This is a genomic window from Lysinibacillus sp. LZ02, assembly GCF_050613145.1.
GTDB lineage: Bacteria > Bacillota > Bacilli > Bacillales_A > Planococcaceae > Lysinibacillus_B.
Genome location: NZ_CP192507.1, coordinates 87,871 through 101,601, shown reverse-complemented (window position 1 = coordinate 101,601; position 13,731 = coordinate 87,871). Strand labels below are relative to the sequence as shown.

General features: G+C 39.4%; 13 protein-coding genes. 2 read left to right on the top strand and 11 right to left on the bottom strand.

The genetic code is table 11. From position 1 onward, the window contains the following. Positions 1–16 precede the first annotated feature (16 nt). Both ACQQ2I_RS00465 and ACQQ2I_RS00460 read right to left on the bottom strand, forming a co-directional pair. The gene (locus ACQQ2I_RS00465; RefSeq protein ID WP_431028602.1) at positions 17–2,371 is read right to left on the bottom strand and encodes a SpoIIE family protein phosphatase; all 2,355 of its coding nucleotides are present in this window, start codon (positions 2,369–2,371) and stop codon (positions 17–19) included. Between the two features lie 416 nt (positions 2,372–2,787). Further along, on the bottom strand, positions 2,788–3,093 hold the full coding sequence (locus ACQQ2I_RS00460) for a hypothetical protein (protein ID WP_431028601.1): 306 nt from the start codon (positions 3,091–3,093) through the stop codon (positions 2,788–2,790). Between the two features lie 142 nt (positions 3,094–3,235). Between ACQQ2I_RS00460 and ACQQ2I_RS00455 the strand changes: the two genes are divergently transcribed. Beyond that, positions 3,236–3,424, top strand: coding sequence for a hypothetical protein (locus ACQQ2I_RS00455; RefSeq protein WP_431028600.1), 189 nt, complete (start codon positions 3,236–3,238; stop codon positions 3,422–3,424). 122 nt (positions 3,425–3,546) lie between these two features. On the opposite strand, the gene ACQQ2I_RS00450 is transcribed toward ACQQ2I_RS00455, so the two are convergent. The 8 genes from ACQQ2I_RS00450 to spoVT form a co-directional block, all read right to left on the bottom strand. Beyond that, positions 3,547–3,975, bottom strand: coding sequence for a S1 domain-containing RNA-binding protein (locus ACQQ2I_RS00450; protein WP_391375769.1), 429 nt, complete (start codon positions 3,973–3,975; stop codon positions 3,547–3,549). Between the two features lie 218 nt (positions 3,976–4,193). Next, positions 4,194–4,619 (bottom strand): FtsB family cell division protein, encoded by a 426-nt coding sequence (locus ACQQ2I_RS00445; protein ID WP_431028599.1) that lies wholly within the window; start codon positions 4,617–4,619, stop codon positions 4,194–4,196. 32 nt (positions 4,620–4,651) lie between these two features. Next, entirely contained in the window at positions 4,652–5,125 is a 474-nt protein-coding gene (gene yabQ, locus ACQQ2I_RS00440; protein WP_431028598.1) for a spore cortex biosynthesis protein YabQ, read from the bottom strand. Continuing rightward, positions 5,125–5,418, bottom strand: a complete 294-nt coding sequence (yabP, locus tag ACQQ2I_RS00435; RefSeq protein WP_391375777.1) for a sporulation protein YabP — start codon at positions 5,416–5,418, stop codon at positions 5,125–5,127. The genes yabQ and yabP overlap by 1 nt, the downstream gene beginning before the upstream one ends. Positions 5,419–5,531: 113 nt before the next feature. Further along, entirely contained in the window at positions 5,532–5,822 is a 291-nt protein-coding gene (locus tag ACQQ2I_RS00430) for an RNA-binding S4 domain-containing protein (protein ID WP_431028597.1), read from the bottom strand. A 3-nt stretch (positions 5,823–5,825) separates the two neighbouring features. Then, positions 5,826–7,289, bottom strand: coding sequence for a nucleoside triphosphate pyrophosphohydrolase (gene mazG / locus ACQQ2I_RS00425; protein ID WP_431028596.1), 1,464 nt, complete (start codon positions 7,287–7,289; stop codon positions 5,826–5,828). Between the two features lie 10 nt (positions 7,290–7,299). Beyond that, positions 7,300–8,889 (bottom strand): putative polysaccharide biosynthesis protein, encoded by a 1,590-nt coding sequence (locus tag ACQQ2I_RS00420; RefSeq protein ID WP_431028595.1) that lies wholly within the window; start codon positions 8,887–8,889, stop codon positions 7,300–7,302. Positions 8,890–8,985: 96 nt separating this feature from the next. Continuing rightward, positions 8,986–9,522 (bottom strand): stage V sporulation protein T, encoded by a 537-nt coding sequence (gene spoVT / locus ACQQ2I_RS00415; RefSeq protein ID WP_431028594.1) that lies wholly within the window; start codon positions 9,520–9,522, stop codon positions 8,986–8,988. A 207-nt stretch (positions 9,523–9,729) separates the two neighbouring features. Between spoVT and ACQQ2I_RS00410 the strand changes: the two genes are divergently transcribed. Continuing rightward, the gene (locus tag ACQQ2I_RS00410) at positions 9,730–10,059 is read left to right on the top strand and encodes a hypothetical protein (protein WP_431028593.1); all 330 of its coding nucleotides are present in this window, start codon (positions 9,730–9,732) and stop codon (positions 10,057–10,059) included. 59 nt (positions 10,060–10,118) lie between these two features. Here ACQQ2I_RS00410 and mfd read toward each other — a convergent pair whose 3' ends face one another. Next, positions 10,119–13,634 (bottom strand): transcription-repair coupling factor, encoded by a 3,516-nt coding sequence (mfd, locus tag ACQQ2I_RS00405; RefSeq protein WP_431028592.1) that lies wholly within the window; start codon positions 13,632–13,634, stop codon positions 10,119–10,121. Positions 13,635–13,731: the final 97 nt, after the last annotated feature.

The following is a 13,731-nucleotide window of genomic DNA, read 5'->3' as shown; positions in this document are numbered from 1 at the left end:
TCACCTTCTCACATCATTACACTAAATTTAAGACAGACCATTTAGGGTTAATATGTTTTATTTTGCATGCAATAACTGTACAATCATCCTGAATATCATAAGCCTGCTTATATTGTTCCATTACATCGTACAATAACACATCTGTTGCCAATTGTTGTTTATTTTTTTTCTTTAATAGTTGGAAAAAATGACGCTCTTGCTCGTGCCAATGAAGTGCGCCATCAAATAAGCCATCTGATGCCATGATGACAATATCATCGGCTTTTAAACGTATCGTCTCTGTTTCAATTGAAAATGTCGGCATTAGTCCAACTGGTGCTGCATTCCCTTCAATTTTTAACACATCATCACCACGCAATACATACGTTGCAATCCCTCCCGCTTTCCACGACCAAAGCGAACCATGCTGTAAATCGATTAGTGCAAAATCAATGGTTGCATAGAGATCACGGTCATGCTTTAACGACATCACGTAGTGAATCGTGTGCATGGCGGTCTCTGGGTCCATATTATACGTTAAACATTCACGAAGCATGCGAATAAGCGTATCGCTCTCTTTTCGTGCACGCTGATCTTTTCCCATTCCATCCGATAGCATAACAGCCATTAGTCCGTCATGAATAGGGAAAAGTTCATGCGCATCGCCTGAAGTATTGTGTTTTGCTCGGCTATAAATCCCTTGCTCCATGGAGAATCGTACAGATGACCTTGCACGTACTTCTACATAAGGAAATGGCATTTCTTTATACGTAATACGTTCCACATAAAAAGGCTCAGCGAATCGTTCATATAAAATCGGCAAAATGATACGCTCACTTAACTCTGTCGCTTGGTCCATATTTTTCATCGTAACGGAACAAACAATACGTCGTTGTCCTACTTCATTGGATAAAACATCAATTTGAAAACAGTTTAACTGTGCACTTTGGAGTCGTTCTAACAGTTCACATTCTAACGATTCAAATGATACAGACTCCCCTTGCATTTGTTGTAGCAAACGATTCAGATGATGGCTCACATCTTGCAACTGTAGCGCAATCATTTTCTTCCCATGAAAAAGCTGATTATTCATTTGTTCGTTATATAATAAATACTCAAGTTCTTGTAAAAGCTTATCCGACTTAATACATCTTAACCGTAGAATTTCCTCTGCCTGTGCTATCGCAATAGGATTTTGCGATGTTTTTCCCCGATAATATTGTGCAATTTTTTCAGCCATATCTTGTTTCTCTCCCCAACAGCGATCATGCCGAAAACAATCTTGGCATATATTGCACGGTTGGATCTTTTTAGGGGCAATCGATTGTTCAGTAAATCGATCAAACACAAGATCCTTCATAAAAAAGACAAATTGCTGGAATTGTTCAATGGTTTGCGTCATATGATTTGTTAACCATTCTTGCCGCTTCAGCAATACTTCATCTCTTTTTGGGTAAAAAAGCGCACGTAACTTCTCCAGTACAGAACGATTAATCAGTAAAGATAGTAGTGTAGCGATACTAATAGACACGAAGTATACAATATCTAGCGGTAGCGTTGCATCGTAAAAGAAGAAAAAGACACTTGGTAAAATACTGCCTAGTGCAATGCCAAATCGTCCAAGTTGCACACTGCTCCCTGCAAACACACCTGTCAACGCATATAAGGCAAGCATCCCCGTAAATGACAAATGTGCCATCCCTACAATTGTCCCTAAAATAGTGGCAACAATCGTCGATAATGTAACGCCCCCAACAAAAGCAGCAATACAAATGACTAAATGTAAACAAATAATCGCTATATTAAAGATAGATAATGTAAACGATGACATCCCTGTTAGCATGGCAGCCAGAATAAAAAATGCCGCACCAGCCCGTTCATACGTCCATTCTGATGTCCAAAAGCGATGTGGTGGCAATAATGTAAGCTGTAAAAAAATCATCATAACCATGGCTAATACAGCTTCACAACCAACATAAAATTGGACAAGTAGAGGTGGCCATCCGCCATAAACGCCCCCTTGCCAAGCAATTTGAACAAGTAGAGTAGCAAGCATGACGAGGATGGGCAATGGGAACTTAATTAGTCTCTTTAAAAATTGAAATGTGCATAATTGAAGAAAAATAATAACAAGTTGTCCCAACCCTAACGTGAGTGCTCCGGTAAGCCCACCGATTAATGTTGGCCATTTCAGGTGGCGATAGCGGAGACTAACGATAGCCCAAAACGGAACCAAAAATGGAACGGCTGCTTCAAAAAAGACGGCTCTTGCTAAAAAAAAGCTCACCCCCAAAAAAGTCAGCTGTAACAAGAACATGATTCGCTTTTCATTCCCCGTAAATAGTTCGCTTTGTCCACTCGATAATTGACGCAAATCTTGAATTGTAACCACTTTCCAACCCCCTTTATATAAGGTTTATTATAAAAAAGTCAAGAAATGAATTTTGTCTTTTTATAAAGGGCGTAAGAAAAAATTGTTCGACGAAAACTTTAGGTTTGTGCTAAATAAATACATATCCTCTCAAAAACGACGGACTTTAAAAATCAGCCTACATCTTGCGAGCTTTCGACTGGATACAGGGATATTTTGCTCGGATACGGTAACTTTTTGACCGTTTACTATGGGCTTTGGCTCGGATACACCAAGGTTTGCTCGTACCGGGGGGACTGGATACAGCGACTTTTTGCAATGTACACAGTTTTAAGTTGATTTATATAGCCAATCACAATATATTTTTAAAGAAATAGGATAGATTAAACAGAAAAGACTTCCATCGTTTTAAAACTAAGAAGCCTTTTGAAATATGATTAGTTTAATTCAATCTCAATTGCCTGTTCAGTTAATAATACCTCATAAACATCTGTTTTTTGATTGCCTTCATATCCAGAAACGTAAAACGGTATAAGCGTAATCTGGTCTATTCTCTCGGTATTTGTATTAAACCGGATATATGAACTTTGTACCATTGTCTGTCCACTGTTTGGCAACACTTCTTGTTTTTCTTCCTTCAGCAATTTGAATTGATCATCGTATTCCCAAGATTCCGGTTCTCCTAGCATTTCATAGTAAACCGTTATTGTAATGGGAGACTGTACAACTTTGTCAATCCACACCGGTTAACTGTTCAAAAGCGCCTAGGTACTGAAATTTTAGAATAGATTTTTTCTATATGGCATTTACAGTCCTTGTTACTAATAAGCATTAGTCTTTTTTTCGCTACCAAAGTGGATTAAGATATTAGTTAGGAGGGCTATTATGATTAAAGATTTCCGTATATTGTCTGCGCTTTGTGCTGCGAGTGCATTATTTATTTTACTGGGCTTTTACTTAACTAAAACCCCTGTAATGTTCCAAATTTTACTGTTAGTTGTTGGTTTAATTATTGGGATTATTACATTAATTGGATTAGTAAAGCTCCTTATATCGCAGCAAAAACAGGATTGAAGCATTACTTCTGTCCTTTTTAAAAATAAATCGTTCCATATAAAAAACAGTTTGTGTACTTTGTACACAAACTGTTTTTTACTTTATAGCGCACTTTTTCTGTAATTAAAACAGCCAGCAAATTACCCTCTACGTGCTCCACGGCCGCCACGTTTTGATTCTGTTGCACGTTTTAATGTAGTTAAACGTTCATCGCTATCTTTTAAGAAACGCGCCATTTTTTGTTCGAAATTTTCTTTTGGTTGACGATCATTTCGCTCGTTTGAACGATTGTTTTCTCGACGAGGACGCTGCGGACGCTCTGGTCGCTCAGCTTGGGGCTTCGCTTTACGGATCGAAAGGCCAATCTTACCATCCGCTTCAACATTCATCACTTTTACTTCAACTTCATCTCCTACTTTCAGATGCTCGTTGATATCCTTCACATAGTTGTCTGCTACTTCACTGATGTGCACTAAACCCGTTTTGCCATCTGGCAGCTCAACGAATGCTCCAAAATTTGTGATTCCTGTTACTTTACCTTGTACTTTGCTGCCTACTTCAATTGACATAAAAAAAATGCTCCTCCTTAAATTTTAAAAGACTCTATCAGTCCTAATATATCACGAAACTACTTTATGGTTTCCCCTTTATTATATCGGACTAACTATAAGTGTCAACAAGACTCTCTCGCCATAAAACGACAAATCCGTTCAACTTTATAAATCACCCTAAGATTTTAACCACCTAAAAAAGGCAAACGACGCATATAACGTGTCTGCCTTCTCACCTACTGCTTGTCTTCTTCTTTTTCGTCATTGTCCTTCGGAATCGTAAAAATAATTTCTCCTTCTTCTGATAAGAAATATTCTTTACGTGCCAACTTTGCAATATACTCATCATCTTCTAGTTTGGCAATTTGTAGTTTTAACATGTCCTGTTGCTCTTTTACTGCGGTTAATTGTGCTTGTACTTCTATTTTTTGTGCTTCTTTTTCTGCTAAACGTGTATTCTGGTTCATCATCATGCTTACTAATGCCACACATACAGCTGTAGCAAGTACCGTAAACACTGCTAGTCTTCTACGACTTAATACTTTTTGACGGTGCCTCATTTGTTGTTGCTTTGCGAGATTTGCGTTGGAGCGGACATAGTCATTATCTAACGTTTTAACAGTGCCTCTATGTACTTGTTCTTGTTGTTGACGCTGTGCCACGCCGTTCACCCCCATTGCTTCTACATTTGTTACTATTTATTATACTTATTTACTTTATAGAGTAAAACCCGTTTTTTAGAAGTTTTATAGATTTTAATAATAGGTGTCGCTAAAACCGTTAATATTCTGACAAATATATAAATGATGCCGTAAATGAGTTTTATAACTAAACGAATGAGAAAGAAAATAGGCTTTATGATGATGGTCACAAAAAGCCTTCCGATAAATCGAAATATCGGTTGGAAAAATAAATCATATGAAATGATTCCAACAATTTGGGCAAGTGGATCGATTGCTCGCCACTCACCGCCCTTAATGACAAATAAAAAATAGAACGTAATGGCTCCTAACATGAGCCAAGCTGTTAGCTCAATCATATAAGCTAGTTTGGAAAAAATTGATTTTCTAGGTAACAATGCTGTCATATATCGGATGCAGTCAATGATCGCACCTACCATTATGCCGGCTGCAAACATGACAAACGTACTAACTAATTGTGCAGACATTAGCCGAATAATTTATGCAGTAAACTCTTTGACAGTCCGGATTCTTCCTCATCGTATTGGACCGTCTTCACCATACCTTCTAACGTAAGCAGCCCCTTGTCTACATCTAAATGTACAATGCGTAGCTCTTCACCACGAATAAGTAAATGCCCCTGTGATGTTCTAACAAAAAATTCCTCTTGGTCAAAACGTTCAATTTCCTTTACAGATGTCATATCCATACGCTTGCGATTGCGAAGCGTTACTAGATGGTCTCCTGATGGAATGGTATATCTTGTACTTTCTGAATGCATAGATTAACTCCCCTTCCTTGTCCACTTTCTACACTGTATGCACACATAGAAAAAAGCATGACAGTAAAATTTACTATCATGCTCTCATTTTTCTATTTTATTTTAAATTTCATTTATTCTTCATCATCAATAAACTCAGGCTCAATCTTCTCTAGTTTTTCCTCTTTTACAATCGTAAACATCTTTGTTGCTTCTTCTTTACGAACATTCTCACGAATCTCTTCCACACGAGCTGTGACAATTTTTTGTCCAAAGCGAATAGCTAGTTCATCGCCCACTTTCACGGCACTACTTGCTTTTGCGACCTTGTCGTTAATTGTAATGCGCCCTTGCACAGCTACTTCCTTTGCTAATGTTCGTCGTTTTATTAAACGTGATACTTTTAAAAACTTATCTAAACGCAATTTTTATTCCCCCTTTTCCATACGCTTTGCCTCATTCCAAAAGCAATCTAACTCCTCTAATGTGAATGCGTCAAAGTCTTTCCCGCTCGCCTTTACTTGTTCTTCGATATAACCAAATCTACGAGCAAACTTCTCATTCGCGTGTAACATCGCTTCTTCCGGTGAGATTTTATAGAAACGTGCCACATTTACTAATGTAAACAGCACATCGCCAAACTCATCTAGGCGTGTAGCAGGGGAGCCTTCGCTCATTTCAACTTGGAATTCTTTCATCTCTTCGATGAATTTTTCCCATGCATCATCCGCATTTGGCCAATCAAATCCTACTTTTGCCGCCTTTTTTTGATAATTATAAGCCGTTTGCAAAGCAGATTCCGCGCGATACTTACCTTCAAGTAAACGCCCTTCTACCTGTCCTTTTTCCGCACGTTTAATTGCTTCCCAATTTGCCACAACATGGTCTGCATCCTCTACTGATACATCGCCAAATACATGCGGATGGCGACGAATCATTTTTTCACTAATAGAGGCAAGTACTTCCTCCAAATTGAAATAGCCGTTATCTTCACCGATTTGTGCATGTAAGAATACTTGTAGCAACACATCGCCAAGCTCTTCAATCATGCCTTCATCATCTTCTGCATCCACAGCGGCTAAAAACTCATGTGCCTCTTCAAGTAAATATTTTTTCAACGATTCATGTGTTTGCTTTTGATCCCACGGGCAGCCTTCTGGACCACGAAGCGTCGCAATAATTTTGCGGAAAGTCGTCCAATCCCTTAATGCCTCTTCATCTGATGTCACAGGCGGCACATAAACCGTTGTTAAGTTATTTAATTCTGCTACGTGATCAAGCTCGTACAGAGGCACAGTCGTTAACTTCTCCTGAGCTGAACCTGCCGCTGTCACGATTGTCACCGGATAATCATCTCGGTATTTCTCCATTAATGTGAGCTTCACTTCCGATGCACTAAATGCGTCATATACTTGCGCAATTAAAATGTGCTGGCGCATGTTAATAGCATGCATTGACATACTTGTCCCATCTAGTAGTTGGAAGCCTTCGATTGGATCAATTTTTAATGCGCCAAAAATGGGGTCTAGGAAGCTTTGACCACCTTCGATTTTTAGCGTTACTTGCCCGTTACGCTCTGCCTCGATTAAATGCTGCACGGTTTGCTCTGCTACAAGCGGATGCCCGGGCACTGCATACATCACAGGGGCTTCCTTTGCTGCTTCGATTAATAGGGAAGCCATTTCCTCATACACAGGTGCAAATGTATCATGCTTCTCATATACATAGTCAAAGCTTGAAAATTTGATGCCTTCTTCTTTTAAATCATTCAGTACAGGATGATCTTCTGTACGAACGTATAATGTCTCTGCTTGTTTTAATTGCTTATAGACGCCCATTTGCAGCTGATTAAAATCTGCCGCACCTAGGCCGATCACTGTTAATTGATGCATGTGTAAACACCTACTTCTTTTTATTTAACCATAATTGATATGTGGACATTCTTCTTCCGAAAGGAATAATAAACCATTCCCGTACACTTAAAATTTGTAGCTTAGCCACCGCTGTTATAAATGTAAATGCGCCAAGTGAAATTAAGACGGCACTATAGACAAGCGCTGCCATACGGACAGATGTAAAGCTTATTATATGATTTAATAGTACAACAGCTAGCGCTACGACAACTGTCATACTGATACTCGCTATCAATAACTTTTTATAAAAGCTACCTGTTGCCAATATGACCCTATTTACTTTTTTAAAATAATATACGAGAAGCATAGCGCAAGTGAATAATCCGATATTACTCGCAATGGCTGCCCCTGCAATCCCTATTAGTGGAATCAACAACATATTACCACCGATTTTTAATGAAAGGGCGCCAAGTAAACAGTAAAAAGGAATCTTTAATTTACCATACCCTTGTAAAATGGCTGTAAACGTTAAAATGATCGATAATGATACAATTTGTAATACATATAACATAAGTACCGATGAAAGAGCATCTGTTTTAAACAGTAATGCGTTCGCATAGGGCATCACCAGTATAAGCCCTAGCGCTGCCGCTATGCCGAATACTAACGATGCACGATAGGTTAATTGAATATACGGTACTTCACCACGGGTACCCTGCTTAGATTTATAGGTCACAAGTGGTACAATGGCGAGCGAAAATGAAGAAGCGATCACGACACCGAGTTGTACAAGTGGTTGACCACGATCATAAATCCCCTTGATTGCCATTGCATCAAGCGTTTCCAGCCCGGACTCTACTAACATTGAGAATACAGTAAAAGAATCCACAAGTTGATACGTAAGTAATAATAGGCTACTCATACTCACACTTATACTAAAAATAGTTACTTCTTTTATAATCGGCCACTTCGAAATAGCAACCGTTTCTTTGGATAAAAGCGCCTTCTTCTTCATATAAACAAATAATAAAATGACACCTGCTAATTCACCAATCACGGTACCTAGCACTGCCATATTTCCAGCGGCATATACGGATTGAGAGAGCAGCGATACGACAACTATCGTGCCGATTAAAATCATGACAACACGTACTGTCTGCTCAAACACTTGCGCATAGGCAACAGGTTCCATCATGGCACGCGACTGAAATGTACCCTTCATCACCGCAAGTGCTGGCATACAAAGTGTAACGAATGCGCCGGTTTGTAATAGTGGTGCAAGTAACGGATCACCCATCCAAGATGACAGCAAATGTGCACCGAAAAATAATAAAGCAAAAAAGAGCAGTGATAGTACCGTTAAGTATTGAAATACCGTTTTCGTAATACCATGCTTTATTTGTTCATCATTTGTATCAGCGAGTAGCTTTGAAATAGCGACAGCAACCCCACCTGAAGTCCAGACAACAAAGAATGCTATAAACGGATACACTTGCTGGTACACATAAAACCCTTGATCACCCACTAAATTTTGAAAAGGCACACGGTAAACAGCACTTAATACTTTGACAATAAGAGCGGCAACCGTTAAGAGAAGTGCGCCTTTCATATAACTTTTCATACTAAATTGCGATGACATATAAGACCCATCCTCATCTATACAATGTTACAAGTATACCATGAATAATACGCATAAAAAAAACGCCCTCGTCATGAAGGACGTCTTATCAAAAATTTAGTTTTCCATTTGCTTTGCTAAGAAGAGCGCACCAATTTCAGCACTTTTTTGTTCAACAGCGCCGATCAGCCCGTCTTTTGAAATGACATAAATGGCACCAATAATATCACCATTTGCAACGATGGGTGCAATGCAATACGATTTTACTTCCTCAAATTGCCCTGGCACAAGTTCAAGCACCGTTTCCTGCTGATGTATAACTGGGCGTCGTTCCTTCATCGCATCTTCGGCAAAGGTCGATAAACGACGATGGCTATATGTTTTTTTCGTAACACCCGCAATCGCAATCATTTCATCTCGGTCACTTAAAAATACGGGTAAGCCTAGTGCTTCATAGAGCGATTCCACATATTCTGTAGCAAATTCGCTTAAATCATTTATTGGAGAATACTTTTTTAAAATAACCTCGCCTTCACGATCCGTGAAAATTTCTAGAGGATCCCCCTCACGAATTCTCATCGTACGGCGAATTTCTTTTGGTATAACCACGCGCCCTAAATCATCAATTCTACGTACAATACCTGTTGCTTTCATATGCTACCTCACTTTCCACAAATTTCGCTCTGTTCCCAATTAGTATGGTTTAGTGAAAAGAAAACTATGCAAAAAAAACGTATCTATAATTAGGTATTTAGACCTTGTTTATAATAATTATTCATCTTTTTTTAAAAAAAATTATAATTTTAGTGTCATTAACACCATTTATATCCAAATAAAATGGTATATAGAGAGGTGAAAAATATGAAAGTAGAGCGTGTTACATCAACACCTGATGCCTATAGAAAAACTCAATACTATGCTGGTGAACATTTAACCTATTATTACAATCCGACTGCCATAAAAAATCGCCCACAAGTCATAACAGAGGTTGAAAACGGTATTTTTACAAGATATCTCGAAAAAGTAAATGGTCAACGTGATATGTTAACAACTTCTTCTACTAAAGAAAAAATGTTTCTTGAAAAACGCGAGCAATATGCTAAACAAGAAGAGTTATTACAGCGTTTAAATTATATGAATGGTATCCATTATAGTGCTGCCCACAAATTATATGTACAATTTCATCAATAAATAAAAGCGGGTAAATTCATACCCGCTTTTTTCTAATATTTATCGTACTATAACCATCTTTATGCCACTCGCTTTTTTGCCTCTAACACCATTTTCACCATTTTCTCTAAAATATCAAATGGTAAGAAGTTGCCGCATCGCTTCATATCGATTGTTAAATTTAATTTTGTACCCTCCATAACAAAGCCGACTGCACGTTCAAACTGCATGGATTCTGTTACAACTTTTGCCCCGTCGACACGAGCCGTCCCTTCTTCGGATAAGCTAATCGTCATAATACCTTGCTTTTCTTTAATGGCTGTTATCCCTGCTTCAAGCGCCCATACCTTTATCCGTGCAATTCTCATTAAACGCTCTGTTTCGACTGGCAAATCACCGAAACGGTCTTGCAACTCTTCGATCACTTCAAAATAGTCTTCTTCACGTTCCATCGCTTTAATACGCTTGTACATTTGAATTTTTTGATAACCGTCTGGAATATATGCATCTGGAATATACGCATCCATATGCAGTAAAATTTCGACTTCTGGTTTCTCTTCTTTTTTCACACCGCTTCGACGCTCCTCAATCGCTTCTTCAAGCATTTGTGAGTATAAATCAAAGCCGACAGAGTCGATAAAGCCGTGTTGCTGTGCACCGAGTAAATTTCCTGCACCTCGTATGGATAAATCGCGCATCGCAATTTTAAAGCCCGAACCGAGCTCTGTAAACTCTTTAATCGCCTGTAAACGCTGTTCTGCCACTTCTGTGAGTACTTTATCACGCTGATACATAAAATACGCATACGCAACGCGATTGGAACGTCCAACACGTCCACGCAGTTGATACAGCTGTGATAAGCCCATACGATCCGCGTCATGTACAATGAGTGTATTCACATTGGGAATATCCACACCCGTTTCGATAATCGTTGTTGTCACTAATACGTCATAGTCACCATCTAAAAAAGATAGAATCACAGACTCTAATTCGGATTCTGTCATACGACCATGCGCAAAGCCAACGCGGGCCTCTGGTACAAGCGCTTGAATTTCCTCTACACGACGTGCCATATCTTCCACACGATTATATAAATAAAACGTTTGTCCACCGCGTGCCATCTCCCGTTCAATGGCTTCACGCACTAATGCCCCGCTATGCTCCATGACATATGTCTGTACAGGGAATCGGTTTTGTGGTGGTGTTTCAATGACCGATAGATCACGTACACCTACCATCGACATATGCAATGTACGTGGAATCGGTGTCGCTGTTAACGTTAATACATCGACATTTGTTTTTAATTGCTTAATCTTTTCCTTGTGCGTTACACCGAAACGTTGCTCTTCATCCACGATTAATAAACCAAGTTCATGATACTGCACGTCCTTTGATAACAGACGATGCGTACCAATGACCAGATCAACCGTTCCTTCTCGTAGACCTTTAATGGTTTCTAACTGTTGCTTCCGCGTGCGGAATCGACTAAGCAAACCAACATTCATCGCATACTCCTCAAAACGCGTTTGAATTGTTTCAAAATGCTGTTGCGCTAAAATAGTCGTTGGTACTAAAAACGCTACTTGCTTGCCATCCTGAATCGCTTTAAAGGCCGCACGAATGGCCACTTCTGTTTTACCATATCCTACATCTCCACATACAAGACGGTCCATCGGGCGTTCGCGCTCCATATCACGTTTTACTTCGATAATCGTGCGTAACTGGTCCTCTGTTTCTTCATACGGAAAAGCACTTTCAAATGAACGTACTTCATCTGAATCAGGCGTGAAAGCAAAGCCCTTTTCCGCTTCCCTTTTCGCATACAGTTTGATTAAATCATCTGCAATATCTTGAACAGCTGAAGATACTTTCGCTTTCGCTTTTTTCCATTCTGTTCCGCCTAATTTATGCAGTTTCGGCTCTTTCTCCTCCGAAGCGACATATTTTTGAATTAAATCGATTTGGTCGACTGGCACATATAATTTATCATCCGCTCGGTAGCGAATATGTAAGTAATCTTTATGTGTACCACCAACTTCTAATGTTTCAATGCCAATATATTTCCCAATCCCATGATGGACATGGACAACATAGTCTCCAGGCTTAATTTCCGTATAGGATTTAATCCGCTCTGCATTCGTCATCTTTTGTGGGCGTGCCTTTTTCTTTGCCTGCTGTTTAAATAGCTCATCGTCTGTTACAACAGCCATTTTTTGGAGCGGTAGTTCAAAACCAGCTGATAAGACCGCATCTACTAGATAAATACCTGCCCCACTTGGCATAGCAATTTGTGCATCAATGTGATATTCCTCGAGCATACTTTGCATTTTCTCAAGACGTTCCTGTCCGTTTGCGACAAATAACACCGTAAATTTCTCTAACTTCCAACGTTCTACTTCATTTTGCAATAATGCAATTTGCCCGTGGAACTGTTGCATCGGTTTACATGAAAAATTCGATGTTTTTGAAAAGCGTATCCCTGCAAACGTCCGTGCAAATAAAGCGAGATGAATTTTTTGTTGACGAATCATCGCTAAAATTTCTTTAAAGGCAAAAGAAGGTTTCACATCGTGTAGTATTTTCCCTTCTTCAATGAGGGATAAGAACCATTCACTTTCTTCGCGCTCCCACGCATCCATTACTTCTTGAATGCGTCCTAATTCATCAAATAATACAATTCCGTCACGGGCAAAGTAATCACCTAAAAACGTCTTTTCCTCAAATAAAAGCGAACCGTATTTATTTACATGCGTTGGCAAATTCCCCTCTTTTAACAGCGCAATATCATGTTGAATATTGTGCATAAGCAGCTCTTGCAGCTCGGGTTTCTTGACCTTTTTTAAACTATTGGCAAGCGCTCCTTCTAAACGCTCTGCTACATTTACTCGTTCTTCCCCAGATAATAAAACCTCTGTTGCCGGTAAAATGCGTACGGAATCCAACTTTTCGATGGAACGCTGTGTATCAGCATCAAATGAACGAATCGAATCGATTTCTGTATCAAACAGCTCCATACGGATCGGTGCCTCTAAATAGGGTGGATAAATATCGACAATGCCTCCACGCGCCGCAAACTCTCCTGGTGCTGTTACCATGCTATTCCGTGTATAACCCATTGCTACTAGTTGTGTCAGCCAGTTATCCATGTCAATATCTTCGCCGATCGATGCCTGTAAAAAATGTGTACGCCAGCTACTAGGCGGTGTCATGTATTTACGTACACCTGCAATTGGTAACACGTAAATCCCTATCGTCCCTTTTGCAAGGTGGTCTAATGTCGCAATACGTTGCGCACGTAACTCAGGAGAAGCAATCGTCATATCCGCCGCAATAAATTCATCAGCGGGATAATAAAACACAGATTCCTCCCCAAGTAACGAAACTAAATCATCTACTAACTTCTGTGCTTGCAATAAATTAGGTGATAGCACATAAATCGGTTTTCCCATTTCCTTAAACAGCGCTTGCAGAAACGCTGGCCTCGCACCACCCGTTAACCCCGTTACTAATTGCTGGTCTGCTTCGCCCTTTTTAATTTGGTCCAATAACGATTTTATATGTTTATCTTGCAAGAATAGTTGATGAAAAACTTCCATTGAAAAACTCCTTTCCGCTTATCTCCTGTAATATAAAAACGGAAAAAGCCTTGGCGCACTGAATCTCTTAAGAGTTTGTGTGCCAAAGCAAAACCGC